Annotated in this window: 17 protein-coding genes; 1 reads left to right on the top strand and 16 read right to left on the bottom strand. The window is 67.0% G+C overall.

The annotated features are described in order from the left end of the window. Positions 1 to 7: 7 nt before the first annotated feature. A complete protein-coding gene (locus BLW48_RS15740; RefSeq protein ID WP_093055837.1) occupies positions 8 to 742 on the top strand; it encodes a transporter substrate-binding domain-containing protein in 735 nt (244 codons plus the stop codon). A gap of 19 nt (positions 743 to 761) precedes the next feature. Here BLW48_RS15740 and BLW48_RS15745 read toward each other — a convergent pair whose 3' ends face one another. From BLW48_RS15745 to BLW48_RS15820, 16 genes are all read right to left on the bottom strand, one after another. Beyond that, a complete protein-coding gene (locus tag BLW48_RS15745; protein ID WP_093176060.1) occupies positions 762 to 1,175 on the bottom strand; it encodes a hypothetical protein in 414 nt (137 codons plus the stop codon). A gap of 69 nt (positions 1,176 to 1,244) precedes the next feature. After that, complete coding sequence (locus BLW48_RS15750; RefSeq protein ID WP_093176063.1) at positions 1,245 to 3,482, bottom strand: M1 family metallopeptidase; 2,238 nt, start codon at positions 3,480 to 3,482, stop codon at positions 1,245 to 1,247. A 652-nt stretch (positions 3,483 to 4,134) separates the two neighbouring features. Next, positions 4,135 to 5,469, bottom strand: coding sequence for an MFS transporter (locus tag BLW48_RS15755; RefSeq protein WP_093176066.1), 1,335 nt, complete (start codon positions 5,467 to 5,469; stop codon positions 4,135 to 4,137). A 42-nt stretch (positions 5,470 to 5,511) separates the two neighbouring features. Beyond that, positions 5,512 to 6,618, bottom strand: coding sequence for a porin (locus BLW48_RS15760; RefSeq protein WP_093055830.1), 1,107 nt, complete (start codon positions 6,616 to 6,618; stop codon positions 5,512 to 5,514). Between the two features lie 37 nt (positions 6,619 to 6,655). Further along, on the bottom strand, positions 6,656 to 7,624 hold the full coding sequence (locus BLW48_RS15765) for a PDR/VanB family oxidoreductase (protein WP_093073577.1): 969 nt from the start codon (positions 7,622 to 7,624) through the stop codon (positions 6,656 to 6,658). Positions 7,625 to 7,643: 19 nt separating this feature from the next. Beyond that, positions 7,644 to 8,681, bottom strand: a complete 1,038-nt coding sequence (locus BLW48_RS15770) for an aromatic ring-hydroxylating oxygenase subunit alpha (protein ID WP_093176068.1) — start codon at positions 8,679 to 8,681, stop codon at positions 7,644 to 7,646. Positions 8,682 to 8,693: 12 nt separating this feature from the next. Beyond that, positions 8,694 to 8,918: a recombinase-like helix-turn-helix domain-containing protein gene (locus BLW48_RS15775; RefSeq protein WP_093055826.1), complete on the bottom strand. Its 225-nt coding sequence runs from the start codon at positions 8,916 to 8,918 to the stop codon at positions 8,694 to 8,696. Positions 8,919 to 8,953: 35 nt separating this feature from the next. Further along, positions 8,954 to 10,111: an FAD-dependent monooxygenase gene (locus BLW48_RS15780; RefSeq protein WP_093176071.1), complete on the bottom strand. Its 1,158-nt coding sequence runs from the start codon at positions 10,109 to 10,111 to the stop codon at positions 8,954 to 8,956. 26 nt (positions 10,112 to 10,137) lie between these two features. Continuing rightward, the gene (locus BLW48_RS15785; protein ID WP_093055992.1) at positions 10,138 to 11,133 is read right to left on the bottom strand and encodes a Bug family tripartite tricarboxylate transporter substrate binding protein; all 996 of its coding nucleotides are present in this window, start codon (positions 11,131 to 11,133) and stop codon (positions 10,138 to 10,140) included. Positions 11,134 to 11,156: 23 nt separating this feature from the next. After that, positions 11,157 to 12,128: a VOC family protein gene (locus tag BLW48_RS15790; protein ID WP_093176073.1), complete on the bottom strand. Its 972-nt coding sequence runs from the start codon at positions 12,126 to 12,128 to the stop codon at positions 11,157 to 11,159. Between the two features lie 13 nt (positions 12,129 to 12,141). Then, on the bottom strand, positions 12,142 to 13,617 hold the full coding sequence (locus BLW48_RS15795; protein WP_093176076.1) for an aldehyde dehydrogenase: 1,476 nt from the start codon (positions 13,615 to 13,617) through the stop codon (positions 12,142 to 12,144). 8 nt (positions 13,618 to 13,625) lie between these two features. Then, entirely contained in the window at positions 13,626 to 14,420 is a 795-nt protein-coding gene (locus BLW48_RS15800; protein ID WP_093075107.1) for an aspartate dehydrogenase, read from the bottom strand. 14 nt (positions 14,421 to 14,434) lie between these two features. Further along, positions 14,435 to 16,150 carry a thiamine pyrophosphate-binding protein gene (locus tag BLW48_RS15805; protein ID WP_093176079.1) on the bottom strand — a complete coding sequence of 572 codons (1,716 nt, stop codon included), beginning with the start codon at positions 16,148 to 16,150 and terminating at the stop codon, positions 14,435 to 14,437. Continuing rightward, positions 16,143 to 16,976 carry an SDR family oxidoreductase gene (locus BLW48_RS15810; protein ID WP_093176081.1) on the bottom strand — a complete coding sequence of 278 codons (834 nt, stop codon included), beginning with the start codon at positions 16,974 to 16,976 and terminating at the stop codon, positions 16,143 to 16,145. Before BLW48_RS15810 ends, BLW48_RS15805 begins: the two co-directional genes overlap by 8 nt. Positions 16,977 to 16,981: 5 nt before the next feature. Further along, a complete protein-coding gene (locus tag BLW48_RS15815; RefSeq protein WP_093055816.1) occupies positions 16,982 to 17,818 on the bottom strand; it encodes an IclR family transcriptional regulator in 837 nt (278 codons plus the stop codon). Positions 17,819 to 17,860: 42 nt separating this feature from the next. Then, on the bottom strand, positions 17,861 to 18,721 hold the full coding sequence (locus BLW48_RS15820) for an alpha/beta fold hydrolase (protein WP_093176084.1): 861 nt from the start codon (positions 18,719 to 18,721) through the stop codon (positions 17,861 to 17,863). Positions 18,722 to 18,725: the final 4 nt, after the last annotated feature.

Raw genomic sequence — 18,725 nt, forward strand, 5'->3', positions numbered from 1 at the left:
CCACGCCATGACGATCTCCCCCGCCCTCGTTTCCGCTTTCGCGCCCAGCGGCACGCTGCGCGCCTCGATCAACCTCGGCAACCCCATCCTGGCCAACAAGGACGCGGCAAGCGGCGAGCCGGTAGGCGTCTCGATCGATCTGGCGCGAGAGTTCGCACGGCGGCTCGGCGTGGGCGTCGAGCTGGTGGTGTTCGAGAAGGCGGCGGCTTCGGTCGATGCTGTCAAAAATGAAAAGGCCGACATCGGCTTCTTCGCCATCGACCCCGCACGCAGCGAGGGGCTGCTGTTCACCGCGCCCTATGTGCTGATCGAGGGTAGCTACCTCGTGCCCGAAGCTTCGGCGCTCGCCGACAACGCGCAGGTCGATGCGAAGGGCCACCGCATCTCGGTCGGCTCAGGCAGTGCCTACGACCTGTTCCTCACGCGCGAGATCAAGGCGGCCGAGATCGTGCGGCTGCAGGGCGCGGGCCCGGCGCTTGCAGCACTGCGTTCAGGCGAAGTCGAAGTGGCGGCAGGCATCCGCCAGATGCTCGAAGGCGAAGCGCAGCGCGCACCCGGCGTGCGCGTGCTCCCGGGCCGCTTCATGGTGATCCAGCAGGCCATGGGCACGCCGGCCAGCCGCGGCGCCGCGGCACAAGCGCTGCTCGCCGCCTTCGTCGAAGAGATGAAGGCCAGCGGCTTCGTGGCCGATGCGCTGAAGCGCCATCGCATCGAGGGCGCGAGCGTGGCACCCGCGGCCTGACCTACCGGCGCTTCAGCCGTCAGAGCTTGTACGCCTCCACCGGCCCCCGCGAGTAGAAGAGGAAGTAGCCGGTCGAGGTCTGGAAGCCGTTCTTCTTCCAGCCCGCCGGCACTTTGAAGATGCCTAGCTGCTCGCTCGCCATGCCGACGAAGGCGGTGCTCTCCTTGTCGGTGGTGATGCGAGCCCATTGCTCGCGCGTGACCGGCTTCATCTGCATCTTCGGTTCGCTCCACTCGGGCGTACGCACCTTGTCGCGCATCACGTAGCGGTCGCCCTGCTTCTCTATCTTGATCAGTTCCTTGAGCGCGCCGTTCTGCTTGACGGCGTAGGTGCCGACCAGTTCGGCCTCGGGTCCGCTGCTGCTGCTTGCGCCGCATGCGGCAAGCAGCAATGCCGATGTCCCGGCCGCCAGCCATTTCAATGCTGTGTTCATGTTGATCCTCGTGCGATGAGGCGCGCACCGACCGATATGCCGGGCGGCGCGCGCCGGTTCAAACAACGCTCAGCGCTTGTCGTTCTCGCGCAGCTTCAGGCTGCCCTGGAAGCGCAGCGCATGCGGGTACTCTTCCTTCTCGACCCCGGCATCTACCGCCGCCATCTTCTGCTGGCTCACCTGCGTCTTGGCCAGCAAGGTCGCCGGCAGGTTGACCACACCCTTGATCTGGTCGTACTGCGCCTGCGTGATGCGCCCCACGCTCAGCAGCCGGAACGCATCGCGCTCGATATTCAGCAGCAGCGGCTTGTTGCTTGCAAAACTTTGCGCCTTGGCCAGCAGTGCGCTCCACGACTGCGCGCTGTAGTTGCTCACGTAGTAGTCCTGCCCGGTCGGCCCGGCCAGCACGGCCGTGCAGCCGGGCAGCTCGATCTGCGTGCTGTTGTTCGACATCACGAAGGTCTGGCGCTTTTCCATCGCGTCGCCGTATGCCAGCGTGACGGGAACGGTCCAGGTCGAGGCCGGGTACACGTTCTGGTTGGGGAACGACTCCTGCGTGATGTTCACGTAGGTGCTGTTGCCCGCGCACTGCGCGTCGACCGTGAGCAGCGGAATGCCGGTCTGGCGGATGAGGCTGTCGCCGATGTCGCTCACCTTCTTGTCGGTGGCCTTCTCCAGCGAACTCCACAGCCGCGAAGGCGTGACGTTGCCGTACGCGTAGTCCTTCAGGTAGATCTGCAGGCCCTTCTGCATCGCCTCTTCGCCGATGTAGTTCTGGATGGTCTCCAGCACGTGGCTGCCCTTGTTGTAGACGAAGATCGACGGGCTGATGAAGCCGAACGAACCCGCGTCGTTGAGGTTGCGCTGCACCGGCACCGCCGTGTTCTTCAGGTCGGCCACGATCACGTTGTGCTTGTCCAGCACGTAGTCGGAGAAGCTGTAGTACTCGGGGTGGAACTTGATCGTGGTGCGCCTTTCGAACCAGCGCGCGAACGACTCGTTGAGCCACACGTTGTCCCACCAGTCGAGCGTGACCAGGTCGCCGAACCACTGGTGCGCCACCTCGTGCGTGACCACCGTCACCGAGTACAGCGTGGGCGTGTCGCCCGGCTTGGTGAGCACCGAATCGGCAAACTCGAAGATCGAGCCCCAGTTCTCCATGCCGCCGAAGCCGGTGTTGGGCTTGTTGTTGTAGCTGTCGTTGGCCGCGACGGTGTCGAACTTCTTGAAGGGCAGCGGGATGCCGGTGTACTTGTAGTAGTAGTCCATCGACACCTTGGTCCACTCCATCGCGAACTTGGCCCAGTCGGCACGGCCCGGCGGCGTGAACCAGCGCAGCGGCATGTCGCTGCCGTCGAGCGGGTTCTTGAAGTTGTCGGCCAGTATGTCGAACTTGCCGCCGCCGAAGAAGGTCAGGTACATCGGCATCGAGGGCGTCTTCTCGAAGGCCACGCGCTGGTAGCCGTCGGGCAGCTTCGTCGCCTCGGTCTGTGCGCCGTTCGACACCGTCTTCCAGTCGCCCGGCACCTCGGCCGAGATCTCGAAGGTGTGGCGGAAGGCCGGCTCGTCCCAACCCGGGAACCATTGCCGCGCATAGTTGGTTTCGCCCTGCGTCACGATGGCATCGCTGCTCACGCCCTCGGGCGTTGAGAGGCCCACCTTGAAGATGCCTGTGGCGGCCGAGCAGAACGGGTTGCGCGCCACCTCCGCGGGCGGGCAGTACTCGGCGTCGGAGAACTGGATCTTGCCGTCCCACTCCATGTGCAGCAGGTACTTGCCCTTTGCGATCTGGCCGTCGTTCAGGCGCAGTTGCACGAAGTCGCCCAGCGTCTGCGGCGTGGGAATCAGCGGAATCGCCTCGGCGGGGCTCGACACCTTGCGCAGCGTGGTGCGGCCCTTTGCAAAGTTCAGGTTGTGCGCGGCAACGACGATGGCGTCGACCGGCTTGAGCACTTCGATCTCCACATCGCCACGGCCCACGAAAGTCTTGAGCGCCGCATCGGGACGGAACCACAGCTTGTAGTTGCTGGGCCAGACGGTGTCGGGCAGCTCCATCGGCTTGGCCGAGCGATCAACCGCTGCAACGGCGGCATTCGCCGCATTGGGCACGCCGTCGTCGGGCGTCTTCGAGGTGGGGTCGGACACGGGTGCCGAAACAACGGAGTCCGACGGTGCGCTGAGGCCGGTGCCGGCACCGCCGAGCGAAGCGCCGCCACTGTCTCCGCCGCCGCCGCATGCCGTCAGAACGGCAAGGGTCACAGCGGTGATGGCAAGATGATTGACCACCGGGGTACTGAATTTTTTCATGATCGCCTCTGAGTACTCTTGGTAAGAAGAAACATGCGCCGTCCCGCATGCGCCCGGCGGATAGCCGGCGATGCGCGTGACGCGCGCGGTGATGAGATGAACAACGGGGTTATCTGGGAAGAAAAACGGGCAACACACTGCCCTCCCGGCGAACGCTTTCGTTCGTCAGGACCGCACAGTCATGCAAGGTCGCACCGCCTGCGAGGCGGTGGTCCCAGGATGCGAGGCGTAAGAGGTTCCATTCCCGTCAGACGCGGGGTGATGGGATGCAAGCGCGGGGCTGTAGTCGAAGGCTCGCGCTCAGTGCCGGCGCATCTGCGCGGTGCGTTTCCGCGAAGCGGAAGCGGCACGAGCCATGTCGGTTATGGCAAGACTTTCTGCGGCTCTTGTCGTTGATTTCACGCGCATTCCCTCGTCCATTGATGTGCGCCAGTTTTAGCTGAACGAACAAGTCAGCTCAACGAATCGCGGAACTTTTCTCTCTCAAAATGTTCGCGCGCCATAGGCCGAATGGCGTCATGACATGCAGCGCATGCCGTGCGCTATGTAGATGGTTCTAGCGTCGAAACACCTGCTCACGCAGATGACAGAAATCGGCCCCATGCACTGTGACTGCGTGGCCACAGTACGAAGGTACAAGCCTTCGAAAAGCTCAGGAAAGCTGTGAACCTGAGACTGCTGCAGCGCCGTGCGTGCGGTCGCGCAGCCACAGCAAGAGGCCGCATGCGAACACCACGACCTGCGTGCCGATCAGCAGCGCAAAGCCCGCGAAGAAACCCGAGGCCGAAGCCGCCGATGCAGCGGCCGTGCTCGCGGTGCCCGAGACATGCGACACCGCGCTGATCACGCCGCCCATCAGCGCCGGCATGAAGCCCGCCACGAGGCTGCCCGCGCCATTGGTCACGCCGAACGCACTGGCCGTGTGCTCGGGCCGCGAGCAGTACTGCACCGTGCTCGGAATGGCCGGACTCTGGAGGCCCCAGAAGAAGTTGGCTGCAACGAGGCAGCATGCCGCTGCGTACGGATCGCGTGCGTTGATGGCCATCAGCACCGACAGCGCCACACCCAAGCTCGCGCCCATGAAGATGAAGGGCACGCGCTCGCGCCCGACCTTGTCGATGAGCACACCGCCCACGAACACAGCAAGCACCGTGGCGTATTGCGGCAGCGAGGCCAGCCAGCCCATCTCGCGCATCGAAAAGCCTCGCGCTTCGCGCAGATACGTCGGCAGCCAGTTGCTGCTGCCCCAGAGGTAGGCCAGCGCGGCCGAGGTCAGCAGCGTGATGAGGAACAGGTGCCGCGTGTGCAGCGCGCCCTTTACGATGCCGCTCACGCGCGCCATCGCCTCGCCGAACGACGAAGGCTTCACGCCATCGGCATGCACCGGCGGCATGCGCACGAAAGCCAGCACCAGCGGAATGCCGAGCACGATGTTCAGCACGCCGAGCACGTGGAAGGAGGTGTCCCACGCGAACTGCGTGAGCAGATAGCCAACCAGCGGATAGCCAATGGCCAGCCCCAACCCCGTGCCCATGTTCACGAAAGCATTGGGCTTGCCGTTCTCGTCGCTGCGGAAATGCGCCTTGATGTACGCCGAGGCCAGCGAGAACAGCGGCCCCTCTGACACGCCCAGCAGGATGCGCGAGGCCAGCAACATGCCGTAGCTGTGGAACATCGGCGAGGCCCACGTCACCACGCCCCAGAGGATCAGGCCGTACACCAGGCTGCGCCGCACGCCGAACAGCGCCGAGCAGAACGGCGTGAGCACGAAAGCCGACACGCCATAGCCCAGCATGAAGGCCGTCGCGAGGAAGCCCTGGCTCACGCGGTCGGTGGCCGCGATGCCCACATGGTTCAGGAACGCGGCATCGGTGATCAGCACCGCGATGTTGATGCGGTCCACGTAGGAGATCGCGACGATCACGAACAGCGTGATGACACCGTACCAACGAAAGTTCTTGCTACTGCCGATGCTGTTGCTCTGCATGACCTGTCCTGCCGATGTGGGAGTGGTGACGCGCCCTTGCGCCTAGAACATGTGGCGCATGCCGAACTCGGTGCCGCTGGAGGCGCGGTTCGGCGCGGTGATAGCGCCCGAAAGGGCTTGCGACGCACCATTGCTGTTGCTGATGCGCGCGATGGTCGCGTACAGCGCGGTGCGCTTCGACAGGTTGTGCACGTAGCCGATCGCCAGCTTCGAGGACGTTGGCTTCAGCGCTGCACCGACAGGCTCCAGCCGGTAGCGCGCATACGAGGCCTTGATCTCGCCGGGCCCGATGGGCAGCTGCAGGCCGATGAGCGCTCCCTTGGCATCGGTCGTGCCCTTCGACTCCTTGTACAGCTCGCTCGTGAGCTTGAGGTTCATGAGCGACGCATCGAAGGTATAGGACGCACCGAGGTTCGTCACGCGCAGGTCGCCGCTCGCATAGCGCGTGCGGCCGGTGGCCAGCGCGATGTTGAGCCCGCCGCTCTGGTAGCCGAAGCGCGCGCCCGTGTGGTCGCCGTCATGCTCGTTCGACACCCGCGTGCCAGGCAGCACCGAGTTGGAATCGTTCTCGCCCATCGCGTACATCACCTGCCCGTAGAAGCCGCCGAGGCTGGCCGGCAGCAGGTAGCCGATGCTGTTCGAGGCACGCGTGCCCGTGGGCGCGACGAGGCCACCGAGGCCCGAGAAGTAGATCTGGTTCGCGCCGATGCCGCCGCCTGTGCCGAAGGGGTCGAAGATGGCGGTGTTCCAGAACGCCGGCACATAGTCGCGCCCCAGCCGCAGTTCGCCGAAGGGCCCTGCGAGGCTCACGGTGGAGCGGCGGTTGAAGCTCAGCACGCCCGCCGTGCCGTTGCCGCTGGCCTGGTTGTTGGAGTTCGACGGAAAGCCCGTGCCGCTGTCGTTCTGCAGACCCATCTCCAGCCAGAAGTTGGCCGAGTAGCCACCGCCCAAGTCTTCGGTGCCTCGAAAACCGAGGCGGCTGAACATGTTGCCGCTGTTGGTCAGCTGCGTCTTGTGGGCCGAACCGTTGCCGCTGCCCTTGGTGTAGGTGACGGCTGCGTCGACCACGCCGAAGAGCGTGAGGGAAGATTGGGCCAGCGCTCCGCCAGCCGTGCTGGCCGCAGCCAGCGCGATCAAGTAGTTTTTCATTGGATTTTCGGGAGTGGTTTTTCTCTGGCCGCGGGCCTCAGATGTCGAGCACCAGCCTCTCGCCCTTGCAGCGGGAGACGCAGATCATCATGGTCTTGTTGGACGCACGTTCGATCTTGGTGAGGATGCCGTCGTGATGGTCGACCTCGCCTTCGAGCACAGCCGTTTCGCAGGCGCCGCACACGCCTTCCTTGCAGCTGTGGTCGGGGTTGAGGCCGGCGTCGATCAGACTGTCGAGAATCGACTTGCCCGCCGGCACCTCGACGCTCTTGCCGCTCTTCGCGCACTGCACCACGTAGCTCTGCGTGGCGCTTGGCGCCTCCACATGCACGGCGGCGAAGCGTTCGATGTGCGCGTTGGTGTAGCCCAGTTGCTCGCAGCCCTTCTCGAAGGCATCGAGCATCGGCGTGGGGCCACAGCAGTAGTAGTGGCTGGCGCTGCCCTTGCCCGACAACAGCTCGGCAAGGTTGGGCGGCGCGCCCTTCTCGTCGTCGAAGTGCCAGGTCAGCTGCACCGACTTTTCTTTCGCCAGCGCTTCGATGCCGTCGCAGAAGGCTGCCTCCTTGCGGGTGCGTGCGCAGTACAGGATCTCGACCGGCTTGCCGATGGCCACCAGCCGCTGCAGCATGCACCAGATGGGCGTCACGCCGATGCCGCCGGCCACGAGCACCGAGCGTTCCGCGCCCTCCTCCAGCTTGAAGTTGTTGCGGGGCGCCGAGATGGGCAGCGTCATGCCCACGCGCAGCTGCTGGTGCACGTAGCGCGAGCCGCCGCGGCTCTTGCGGTCGTTGAGCACGCCCACCACGTAGCGCTGGCGGTCGCTCGATGGGTTGCACAGCGAGTAGCTGCGCACAAGCCCGTTGGGCAGGTGCAGGTCGATGTGGGAGCCGGCCTCGAAGGCAGGAAAGTCCACGGCAGGCGTGGCCGGCCGGAACTCGACGCTCACGATGCCGTCGGCCTCGTAGCGCATGGTGTGCACGAGGGCGTTGAGCGTGGGAGAAGACATGGCGATGCTCGCTTCCCGCTCAGGCTGTTGCGGCTTCCGCCAGCTGGGCCTGCGCCAGGTTGCGCATGTGGCGACGCAGGCGAACGATGCCCAGGTCGTGCTGGTACAGGTTCTCGTGCTGATTGGCGTCGGGCTCCATCTCCTCGAGCATCACGCGGTCCTGCTCCAGCACGTGCCAGTGGCGCGCTTCGAGACGGTTCTTGTAGAGGAAGCGCCAGGTGTCGCGCTGCCAGCCCGGCTCCAGCTTGCGCACGCGCCAGAAGAAGGTGGCCGTCATGCCCTTCACGATCGGCGAGAACGCGCCGATGATGATGAAGTTGCCGCCAGGGCCGCCGGTCTTGGGGTACGGAATTTCCAGGCGCATCCAGTGGATGCCGGTGTCGGCCCACTCGGTCCAGTCGAAGTTGACGTTGCGCTGGCCTTCCTTCTCGAACACGAAGCCGATGTCGGTCGGGCGAATGCCGAACTTCGCACTCGAGTCGCCCTCGGCCATCGAATGCGACTGCTTGTGCAGGTACGTGCCGTGCATCGGGTCCATCACGTTGTCGAGCACGTAGCGGTAGTCGCCCTTCCACTCGGTGTAGCAAAGGAAGCTCGAATACCCGGCGTCGTCGGTCAGTTGCTCGGGCAGCACCAGCGGCGGCGGAATGTCGACCGGCTCCTTCGAGTTGTAGAGAAACACCGCACCCGCGCGCTCCTGCACGTGGAAGTGCCGAGTCGCCTTCGAGCCTTCGAGCTTGCAGCCGGGGCTGCCGGGCACGCGCGTGACGACACCGTCATGCCGCACCTCGACGCCGTGATACGGGCACGAGAGGCGGTCGCCCAGCACCACGCCCTGCGACAGCGGCGCACCGCGATGCGGGCAGCGGTCTTCCAGCGCATGCAGCACGCCTTCGCCGTCGCGCCACAGCGCGATCTTGCGGCCGAGGCGGCGCAGGGAGATGGGGTTCTCCTTGATGAAGTGCGAGGGGCAGATCGGATACCAGAGGTCCTTCAGGCCGATCTCCAGAAGATGATCGACCGGATCGGCGGGAACGGGTTGGATGGCGATGGTCATGGTGGGTACTCCTCAGGCAGCCAGCGCGGCCATTTCCTTGCGGTACAGCGCCTCGGTCCAGGGCTGGCCGCCCGGCGTGGCGAGGCCGCTGTCGTTGAGCCGCTGCACGAGCCCTGGCAGGTCGTGGATGCCATCGCCGAAGGCGCGCTCGATCACGTCGCCCAGCAGGTCTTCGTAAGTGGTCGCGGGGCGCTGGCGCGCCTGGTGCGGTTGCAGGTAGCGGTCTTGGGGTTGCATCGTGAGCCTCCGTGGGGCGAGCGAGGTGAAGTGAATCAGGCGGCGGCCATGGCCGGGGTTGCGAGCGGCGCGGTCCAGGCGTCGTAGCCATAGACCCAGTCGGCATTGCCACCTTCGCGCAGCCAGTTGTTGCCGCGCGAGCCGAGCTGGACCTGGCTGGCGCGTTCGATGCGCGCTTTCTCGAAGCCCTGCAGTGCGGCGGGAATGTCGGCCATGGCCACGCCTTCGAGGTGGCGCGACAGCACCACCGCGTCTTCGATGGCCATGCCCGCGCCCTGCGCCATGAAGGGCAGCATCGGGTGCGCGGCGTCGCCCAGCAGCGCCATGCGGCCCCGCGCCCAGGCAGGCATCGGGTCGCGCTCGTACAGCGCGGTCTTCAGCACCGTGTCGCAGGCGTCGAGCAGGGCACGCGCCTCGGGGTGGTAGGCCACGTATTGCTCGCGCAGCTCGTCGACGCTGCCCGGCGCGGTCCACGACTCGAGATGCCAGGTGTCCTGCGGCGTGGTGGCAAAGATGAAGATGTCCTTGCCGCGGTTGAGCGGAAAAGTGACGATCTGGCTCTGCGGGTTGGGGCCCCACCACTTGGTGAAGGCGCCGAGGTTGGGCACGCCGGCCACGCGCTCTGCGGGCACCACGGCGCGGTACGCCACGATGCCGGTGAAGCGCGGGCTCTCTGCGCCGAACATCGCGGTGCGCACGCAGGAGTGGATGCCATCGGCACCGATCAGCGCGCCGACGCGGGCGCTGGTGCCGTCGGTGAAGGCGATGGTCACGCCGGCTTCATCGGCGGCGATGGTCTCGGCGCGCTTGCCGAGCGCGACCTGCTCCGCCGGGAACATGTTGGCCAGCGCGGCCAGCAGGTCGGCGCGGTGGATGGTGAGCTGCGGCGCGCCATAGCGCTGCTCCGCCGAATCGGCCATCTCCAGGCGCGAGGTTTCTTCGCCGGTGTCGTAGGTGCGGCTGATGCGGTGCGACGGGCGTGCTGCCGTCACGCGGGCCGCCTCGCCCACGCCGAGGCCGTCGAGCGCGCGCACGGCATTGGGCGTGAGGTTGATGTCCGCGCCGACGCGGGCGAACTGCTTGGCCTGCTCGAACACGATCACGTCGTGGCCCGCGCGCCGCAGCGCAATGGCAGCCACGAGGCCGCCGATGCCGGCGCCGACGATGCCGATGGTTGATTCGCTTGTCTTCATGAGAGCTTCTTTCGCGTGCGGCCGGCTTATTCGGCAACGATGTTGCGGGCCTTGATGATCCTGGCCCATGTGGCCGTCTCATCGCGGATGTAGGCGGCGAACTCGGCGGGCTTCATGGCCGCGTCGGTCATGCCCTGCAGCTTCAGGCGCTCGCGCACCTCGGGCTGCGACAGCATCTCGGCGGCGTCCTTCGCGAGCTGTTCGACCACGGCGGGCGGCGTGCCCTTGGGCGCCATCAGGCCGTACCACGAGGTCACGGTCACGCCCTGGATGCCCTGCTCCGCCAGCGTGGGAATGTCGGGTGCGGCGGGGCTGCGCCTGGCCTCCGTGATGCCGATGGCGACCAGCTTGCCCTGCTTCAGGAAAGGCAGCGTTGCGGGCAGGTTGCTGAACATCAGCGGCACCGAGCCGCCGAGCACGTCGTTGAGCGCGGGCGGCGTGCCCTTGTAGGGCACATGCAGCATGTCGATGCCGGCCTGCTGCTTGAACAGCTCGCCCGCCAGATGCAGGCCACTGCCCACGCCGGGCGAGGCATACGACAGCGTGCCGGGCTTGGCCTTGGCCTGCGCCACCAGCTCCTTCGCATTCTTGATGCCCGATGCGGGCGACGCCACCAGCACGTTGGGCGCCTTGGCCAGCATGGTGATCGGCACGAAGTCCTTCGCCATGTCGAACGGGAAGTTGGGCATCAGCGTCGGGTTGATGGTGACGTTGCCCGCGGGAATCACCAGCAGCGTGTGGCCGTCGCCCTTGGCGCGCTTGACCTTCTCCATGCCGATGTTGCCGGCCGCGCCCACCTGGTTGTCGACCACGGCCGCCTGGCCATAGCGCTTGGCAAGGCCATCGGAAAGCACGCGAGCCAGCGTGTCGACCGGGCCGCCGGGCGGGAACGGCGAGATGATGGTGAAGCGCTCGCTGGCGAGCTGCTTCTGGGCCTCGCTCTGCTGTGCGTGTACGGGTGCCGCGAGCGTGAAGGCCGCCAGCGCGGCGAACAGGACGGAGAAGGAGAAACGTCGTTGCATGAGAGTCGAGGGAATCGAGGGGTTCATTTCTTTTCGGTCAGGAAAGCGCCCTTCGGGCCTTCCGCGTTCTTCTGCCGGCGCGTGTTGCCATCGAGGCCGCCGTCCACCGCCCATTCGGCGAACACCGTCGGGCCCGGCTCGAACTCGCGCGGCTGCCATTCGGCGGTGAGCTGGTCTTCGTCGGCGTAGTACTCGATGAGGCCGCCGGCCGGGTTCTTGAAGTACCAGAAGTACGCCGACGACACCGGGTGGCGACCCGGGCCCAGTTGCGTCTCCCAGCCACGGCGCGAGAAGTGCAGGCCACCGCCGAACACTTCGTGGATGTCGCGCACGGTGAAGGCCACGTGATTCAGCCCGCGCTTGCCCGAGGGAATCTGCAGCAGGAACAGGTCGTGGTGGCCGCCCTCTGCCGCGCAGCGCATGAAGGCGCCGCGGTTCGGATAGCTGTCTGACGCCACGAAGCCGAAGCGCTGCGCGTAGAACACGCTGGTGGCCTTCACGTCGCTCACGAAAAACACGACGTGGCCGACTTCGATGGGTGTCGCGCGCTCGTAGATCGGCGCGGCCTGGTTGATGCGCAGCTTGGCGTTCCAGGTGTTCATGGCGGCGCAATCGACTTCCACCGCCCGCTTGCGGCTGACCTGCAGGCGCACGGCCAGGCCGTTGGGGTCGATGCAGCCGATACGGCGTGCGCCTTCGACCGTGCTGTCGAAGAAGGCCGGGTCTTGCACGATGGCGGCGGCGTAGCGGTCGAGGTCCGCATCGCTCTCGACGCCCCACACCACTTCGCGCAGCGTCGGGCCCTCTTCCATCGCGGGCGGCAGGCCCGGCTTGTCCAACGCCGCGACGACCACCTTGCAGCCGTTGAGGCATTCGAAGACGAGTTCGTCGGCGGCTTCCGACTTCAGCGTGAGGCCCCAGTCCTCGAAGAACTGGCGGCATGCGGGCAGGTCGTCCGCGCCGTAGGTGATCTGGTCGATGCCAAGTACGCTCATGGTGCGGTCCTCTTCAGTTCGCCCATGGGAGCGGTTGTTCGTTCGTGCCCCAGTACATGCTCTTCTGTTCCATGTACTGGAAGATGCCTTCGCGGCCCTTCTCGCGGCCCAGGCCGCTATCGCGCCAGCCGCCGAACGGCGTGGACACGGAGAACTGCTTGTAGGTGTTGACCCAGACCGTGCCGGCCTGCACCGCGCGGCCGAGCTTCCAGGCGCGCTTGAAGTCGCGACTCCACACGCCGGCAGCCAGCGCGTAGACGCTGTCGTTGGCCTGCGCGATCAGCTCTTCCTCGTTGTCGAAAGGCATCGCGACGAGCACCGGGCCGAAGATTTCTTCCTGGCTGATGCGGGCGCTGTTGCCCAGGCCTTCGATGATGGTCGGCTTGTAGAAATAGCCCCGGTCATAGCCATCACCATGCGGGCGTACGCCGCCCGTGCGAATCCTGCCGCCTTCGGACACGCCGAGGTCCACATAGCGCTCGATACCCTCGCGATGCTTCGCCGTGATGAGCGGGCCCATCTGCGTGCGCTCCGAAGCCGGGTCGCCCACGCGCAGCGCATTGGCGCCTTCCGCGAGGCGCGTCAGGAACTCGTCGTAGATGCCACGCGCCACGAAGAGGCGCGAGCCCGCGATGCACGACTCGCCCGACGAACTGAAGATGCCGTACAGCACGCCGTTCACCGCGTGGTCGAGGTCCGCGTCGTCGAGCACCATGGTCGGCGACTTGCCGCCGAGTTCGAGCGACACCGGCATCATCTTGTCGGCCGCAATGTGCGCGATGTGCTTGCCCGTGGTGGTGCCGCCGGTGAACGACACGCGCTTGACCAGCGGATGCTTGGTGATCGCATCGCCAATCACCGAGCCCTTGCCCGGCAGCACGCTGACGATGCCCTTCGGCACGCCGGCCTGCTCGCAGATGCGGGCCAGTTCCAGCGCCATCAGCGGCGTCACCTCGGCGGGCTTCACGACCACCGCGTTGCCTGCAGCCAGCGCGGGCGCCAGCTTCTGCGCCTCGCTGGCAATGGGCGAGTTCCACGGCGTGATGGCCGCGACCACGCCCATGGGCTCGTGCACGCTCATCGTGACAAAGGCGCCGCGCGACGGCGTGATGGTTTCTTCCAGCGTCTCCAGCGCAGCGGCGAAGAACTGGAAGGTGCCCGCAGCGCTGGCCACGAGGTTGCGTGTTTCGGTGATCGGCTTGCCGTTGTCCAGGCGCTGCTTCTGCGCGAGCGATTCGCTCTCCTCGCGGATCAGTTGCGCCACACGGTGCAGCACGGCGGCGCGCTCGTGCGGCAGGCGCTGGGCCCAGCCGCTGGTGCGGAAGGCGTGGTCGGCGCGGGTGATGGCCTCCTCGACATCGGCGAGGCTCGCGGCCTTCAGGCGCGCGATGGGCTCGCCGGTGGCGGGGTAGAGGCTTTCGTAGACGTCGCCGCCGCCCAGGCGCCATTCGCCGGCAATGCAGATCGGAAGGAGTTCGGAAGAAATCATGGAGTGACTCAGATGGCGAGCGCGGCAACGCGGTTGCGCAGCGCGCGCACGGCGCTGTACACGGTGAGCGCGGATGTCTTGGGGTTGGCCGCGAGCGGCTTGTTGCGCATGGTCAGCTCGAAGCTGCCGAAGGCGCCTTCGGCTTCGACGGTGTGCACGTTCTCGGTGGTGGCCGGGTCGGCAATCAGGCGCACCTGTGTCCTGTCGAGCCCGAGCCCCGCGAGCGAGACGGTGGCGGCGACGTTGGCGTTCTTCGGATAGAGCAAGGCCGCTTCGCGCGCGCTGCCTTCGAAGATCACGGTGGGCTGCACCAGCGCATCGAGGTCGCGGCCCTGTTCCGCCGGCGTGCCCTTCCATGCCTGCGGCGGCTTGCGGCCGGTGTAGCGCACGCTGTCGAGGCCGCCGATGCGGGCTGCGGCGAGTGCATCGATTGCGCCGATGGCGCCGGGAATCAGCTGCACCTGCGTCTTGCCTGCGATGGCGGCGGCTTCGAGCTTTTCGGCGAAGCCGGCGGCCGACAGCGCGCCGACCGAAGCGACCACGCAGGGCGTGCCGCGTGCCAGCGCGGGCAGCACATGCTCTTCGATGGCCGCATGGCCAGCCGTCTCGACCACGAGGTCGATGCCATCGGCAGGCACGCTACTGCCAACCTGCACGCCGGGCGCAACCTTCTGCGCCGCGGCCACGCCCTCGGCGGGCACGACGATGGCAACCACCTCCAGGGCGGCATCGCCCTTGAGCAGTTCGAGTACCGAGGTGCCGATGGCACCGCAGCCTACGAGAGCAATACGCAATGCGGGCAACGCGCTCACGTCCTTCACTCCACCGAAGCGGCAGCCTTGCCGAGCGCCGGAATCTGCGTGACGGTGTTGGTCGGCGGGCCTGCGAAGGCGCTCTTGAAATCGCCGATGGAGAGCATGTCGATCTCCAGCAGGAACGGGCCCTTCTTCGCCAGCGCCTCGCCAAGCTTCGCCTTCAACTCGTCCATGCGCTGCACGCGGGCGTGCGGCAGCGACAGCGACTTGCACAGCAGCGCGTAGTCGGGCGTGTGCAGGTCGGCATAGCAGCGGCGGCCGCCGTACTGCGCGTCCTGGATGTTCTTGATGACGCCGTAGCCCTTGTCGTTCATGAGCACGATGACCATGTCGGCCTGCTCCTGCACGGCGGTCGCAAGCTCGCCCAGGTTCAGGATGAAGCCGCCGTCGCCGGCCAGGCAGAAGGTCTTGCGGCCCGAGGCCGTTTCGGCCGCGCCGATGGCAGCGCCAATGGCCATGGGCATGCCCTGCCCGATGCCGCCGCCCGTGGCGTGCACGCCGGCGCTGGGTTCGAAGATGCGCAGTTCGCGGTTGCCCCAGGTGCTGTTCGACACGGTCACGTCGCGCACCCAGTTGAAGTTGCGGCCGGCGGCGGACTGCAGCGCCTTCACAAGCTCGGCATATGGGCCGAGGCCGTCGGTGAGCGAGGCCACGGCCTGCTCGTGCGCGGCGCGCAGGTCGGCGAGCAGTTCGGGGTCGGCCTTGTACGTCGCGGCTTCGAGGCGGTCGGCCAGGCCTTCGAGGGCCAGAGCGGAGTCGCCGCAGACGAACAGGTCGGTGGCGTAGCCACGGCCTTCGGCGGCAGCATCGGCATCGATGCGCAGCAGCGGGCGCGGCAGCTTCAGTTCGTACTTGAGCGTTTCGTTGCCGCGCAGGCGCGAGCCGACAACCAGCATCGCGTCGCAGCGCTGGTACAGCGCCTCGACCGGCTTGTGGATGTTGTACGAGCCGAGCGAGCCGGCATCGTCTTCGGGCACCGTGCCACGGCCCTGCGTGGTGGTGACAACGCCGAAGCCGAGCTTCTGCAGGCGTTGGATGGCGGCTCGGGCATGGCGTGCGCCGCCACCGACCCACAGCATCGGGCGCTTGGCTGCAGCAAGGCGCGCAGCCAGTGCGTCGAGCGAAGCAGCAGAAGGCACCGGCCGCTCGATGGGCAGCGGCGACAGGTCGGCCGGCATGGTCGTCAGGGCGGACTGGATGTCGATCGGAATCTCCACGCTCACCGGGCCGGTCGGCGCCGTCATCGCAAGCTGCACCGCGCGCTTGAGCGTGCCGAGCACCGTCTCGACGCTGCGCACGCGCAGGGCCGCCTTCGACACGGCCTTGAGCATGGTGAGCTGGTCGGGCGCCTCGTGGATGTACGACATGCCCTTGTCGAGGTACGGCGTCTCGATCTGCCCCGTGATGTGCAACAGCGGCGCGCCGGCGGTCAGTGCCTCGACCATGCTGCCCGCGATGTTGCCGGCGGCCGGGCCGGTGCTGGTGAGGCACACGCCGAGGCTGGCCGTGGAGCGCGCATACGCATCGGCCATGTTTCCGGCTCCGGCCTCGCCGCGCGCCGGCACGAAGCGGATCGCACCGCGCTGCGCAAAGGCGTCGAGGATCGGCATGTTGTGGATAGAGATCACGCCGAAGGCCGCCTTGACGCCGCACTGTTCGAGAAAGGCGGCGACGACTGCGCCGACGGTGACCGTGTTGTTGTTCGTGGGGTTATGCATGGCGCGAGAGGCCTCCGGAAATGTCGATATGGCTGCCCGTCGTGTACGACGCGAGCGGGGAAGCAAGAAAAAGAATCGCGCGCGCGGCTTCGGTCGGAAGCCCCAGGCGACCCAGCGGGATGTGTTTGTTCTTCGCGAGCTGGCCGCTCCAGGCTGCCCAGTCTTGCGACTTGTCTTCGCGCGCCTCGAAGCGGCGACGCCATTGGCCCGACTCGACCAGGCCGATCAGGATGCCGTTGACGCGCACGCCCTGCGGAGCGAATTCGGTGGCCATGGAGCGCACGAGGTTCAGCAGGCCGGCGCGCGCGGCCGAGGTGGCAACCATGTGCGGTTCGGGCTGGCGCGCCAGCAGCGAGTTGGCGCAGACGATGGAAGCATCGCCCAGCACCGCGCGCTGCGCCGCGAGTTGCGGCAGGAAGGCGCGCGTGGGGTTGATGACGGAGAAGAACTTCAGGTTGAGCTCTTCAGTCCAGGCTGCATCGTCGGTGTCGGCGAAGGTGGAGACGCGGCCCTGCCCTGCGTTGTTGACCAGCATCGATGCCGGGCCGAGCGCGGCTTCGCTGGCGGCGGCGAAGGAGCGGACCGAGGCACCGTCGAGCACGTCGCATGGCTGGGCGAAGAGCTTGGCGTTCGGGTACCGCGCGTGCAGATCGGTCACGGCGTCGTCGAGCCGCTCTGCATTGCGGCCGCACAGCGCGACGGATGCGCCGCAGCCGAGCAGCAGCTCGACGGTGGCCAGGCCGATGCCCGACGAACCGCCCGTGACCACGGCCACGCGGCCGGCCAGCGCCTTGGCTGCAAAGAAGGAGGAAGCCTGCTGTGCCATGACCGTCATGCGCTGCGAAGCGGCACCACCTTGGCGGCGCGCGCTGGGGAGTAATTCAGCAAGCCCGAGATCTCGTCGGCCGTGCCGCGCACGCGCAGCACCATCTCGTCCATGCGGCTTTCTTCGATGTGGTCCGAGGTGATGGTGGCGCCCAGCGCCGCCACGATGTGGCCGCTGTGGTCACGCACCGGCGCAGCGATGCTGGAGATGTTCGACTCGAAGAAGCCCTCGCCCAGCACATAGCCGCGCTGGCGGTCGGCCTGCACCATGTCGAAGAGTTCGTTCACGGTCTTGGGCGTGCTCGGCGAGAAGGTTTCGAGCTTGTCCTCGGGGTAGAGCGCGCGCAGCTGCGGCAGCGTGAGGTCTTCGAGCAGGATGCGGCCGAGCACGGTGGCATGGGCCGGCAGACGCGTGCCGACGGTGACCGAGCTGGCAAAGGGCGTGGGCGGTGCGACCTTGGCAACGTAGACGATGGAGCGGCCATCGCGCACCACCAGGTTGCAGGGCGTGCGCAGTTCGTCGCACAGGCGGTTGAGCAGTGGTGTGCCGAGCTGCGTGAGTTCCAGCGAGGCGAGGTATTCGAAGCCCAGGCGCAGCACGGCCAGGCCCAGGCGGTAGTCGCGCCCACCCTCGGCGCGCTCGAGGAAACCCATGTTCTCAAGCGTGGTGAGCAGGCGGAAAACGGTGGAGCGCGGCAGGTCGAAGCGGCGAGCCAGTTCGGGGGCGGAGAGCGTGCGGCTTTCGCGGCTGAACTCGCACAACACGCGCAGGCCGCGCTCCAGCGCGGGCACGTTGTAGCGGTCGGCGCCCTCTTCCATCGTCTCGTTGTCGTTGTTGGCCATGCCTCTTTTTCCTTCCTTGGATGTCTTGTGTTTGTGTTGCGGTCAGCCGGCGAGCGATTCGCGCAGCAGTGCGGCGACGGCCTGCGGTTGTTCCACATAGCCGGCGTGGCCCGCATCGTCCACCAATTCAAGCGACACGCCGCACTGGCGCGCGACTTCTTCGCAGGCGGCCGGAGGCGTGACCACGTCGAGCGCGCCGCAGGCCACGCGTACGGGCATGGGCGGCGGCAGGTCGGCCAGCAGGTCGGCGTTGCACAGCAGCTCGACGGCCTGGCGATAGCCGCGGTCGTTCAGCCGGGCCATGTTCCAGCGCACCCATTGGCGGGCGTGGCCGCTGGCCTTGTCGGAGACAAGCCGGCCCGCGCGCTTCGCGGCCATGCCGGCGATGCCGAGTTCGTCGAGCGTGGCGAGACGCTCTGTGCGCACCTTGGCACGAGCCTCCGCGCGGGACGGGGCGCCGTAGCCGATCGCCGGGCTGACGAGCACGAGGCGGCGGATGCGCGAATCGGTGCGTGCGGCCGACGCAGCGGTGATCGCGCCGAGCGAATGGCCAACCAGCACGCACGACTCGATGCCGAGTGCATCGAGCAGCGCGCTCAGGCGTGCCGCGTAGTCGGCTGCGGTCGGCGCGGCGGCTTCGAGCGGCGTCGATTCACCGTAGCCCGGAGCGTCCCATGCAATCACGCGGGCCTGCGACGCGAGCAGCGCGGCGGTGTCGATCCACGACGCCGCACCCGAGCCGATGCCGTGCAGGCACACGATGGCCGGGCCCTGGCCGCATTCGCGCACCGACACCACGGCCCCACCGGCGACCGCGACATTGCGGGCCGGAAAGCGTGCGTCGAGCCGCGCCAGCTCGGAGGCCGGCAGCGTCAGCGCGTCGGTGGCGATGGCGTCGTTCATGGAT

Origin of the sequence: Variovorax sp. YR266 (assembly GCF_900107295.1) — a bacterium.
In the GTDB taxonomy this organism is placed as follows: domain Bacteria; phylum Pseudomonadota; class Gammaproteobacteria; order Burkholderiales; family Burkholderiaceae_C; genus Variovorax.

Excerpts from the sequence above, each read along its gene's own strand:
- BLW48_RS15770 (WP_093176068.1), bottom strand. The coding sequence starts at position 8,681 with ATGACCATCGCCATCCAACCCGTTCCCGCCGATCCGGTCGATCATCTT.
- BLW48_RS15795 (WP_093176076.1), bottom strand. The coding sequence starts at position 13,617 with ATGATTTCTTCCGAACTCCTTCCGATCTGCATTGCCGGCGAATGGCGC.
- BLW48_RS15750 (WP_093176063.1), bottom strand. The coding sequence starts at position 3,482 with ATGAAAAAATTCAGTACCCCGGTGGTCAATCATCTTGCCATCACCGCT.
- BLW48_RS15815 (WP_093055816.1), bottom strand. The coding sequence starts at position 17,818 with ATGGCCAACAACGACAACGAGACGATGGAAGAGGGCGCCGACCGCTAC.
- BLW48_RS15740 (WP_093055837.1), top strand. The coding sequence starts at position 8 with ATGACGATCTCCCCCGCCCTCGTTTCCGCTTTCGCGCCCAGCGGCACG.
- BLW48_RS15790 (WP_093176073.1), bottom strand. The coding sequence starts at position 12,128 with ATGAGCGTACTTGGCATCGACCAGATCACCTACGGCGCGGACGACCTG.
- BLW48_RS15780 (WP_093176071.1), bottom strand. The coding sequence starts at position 10,111 with ATGAAGACAAGCGAATCAACCATCGGCATCGTCGGCGCCGGCATCGGC.
- BLW48_RS15765 (WP_093073577.1), bottom strand. The coding sequence starts at position 7,624 with ATGTCTTCTCCCACGCTCAACGCCCTCGTGCACACCATGCGCTACGAG.
- BLW48_RS15785 (WP_093055992.1), bottom strand. The coding sequence starts at position 11,133 with ATGCAACGACGTTTCTCCTTCTCCGTCCTGTTCGCCGCGCTGGCGGCC.
- BLW48_RS15810 (WP_093176081.1), bottom strand. The coding sequence starts at position 16,976 with ATGGCACAGCAGGCTTCCTCCTTCTTTGCAGCCAAGGCGCTGGCCGGC.
- BLW48_RS15820 (WP_093176084.1), bottom strand. The coding sequence starts at position 18,721 with ATGAACGACGCCATCGCCACCGACGCGCTGACGCTGCCGGCCTCCGAG.
- BLW48_RS15775 (WP_093055826.1), bottom strand. The coding sequence starts at position 8,918 with ATGCAACCCCAAGACCGCTACCTGCAACCGCACCAGGCGCGCCAGCGC.
- BLW48_RS15745 (WP_093176060.1), bottom strand. The coding sequence starts at position 1,175 with ATGAACACAGCATTGAAATGGCTGGCGGCCGGGACATCGGCATTGCTG.
- BLW48_RS15805 (WP_093176079.1), bottom strand. The coding sequence starts at position 16,150 with ATGCATAACCCCACGAACAACAACACGGTCACCGTCGGCGCAGTCGTC.
- BLW48_RS15760 (WP_093055830.1), bottom strand. The coding sequence starts at position 6,618 with ATGAAAAACTACTTGATCGCGCTGGCTGCGGCCAGCACGGCTGGCGGA.
- BLW48_RS15755 (WP_093176066.1), bottom strand. The coding sequence starts at position 5,469 with ATGCAGAGCAACAGCATCGGCAGTAGCAAGAACTTTCGTTGGTACGGT.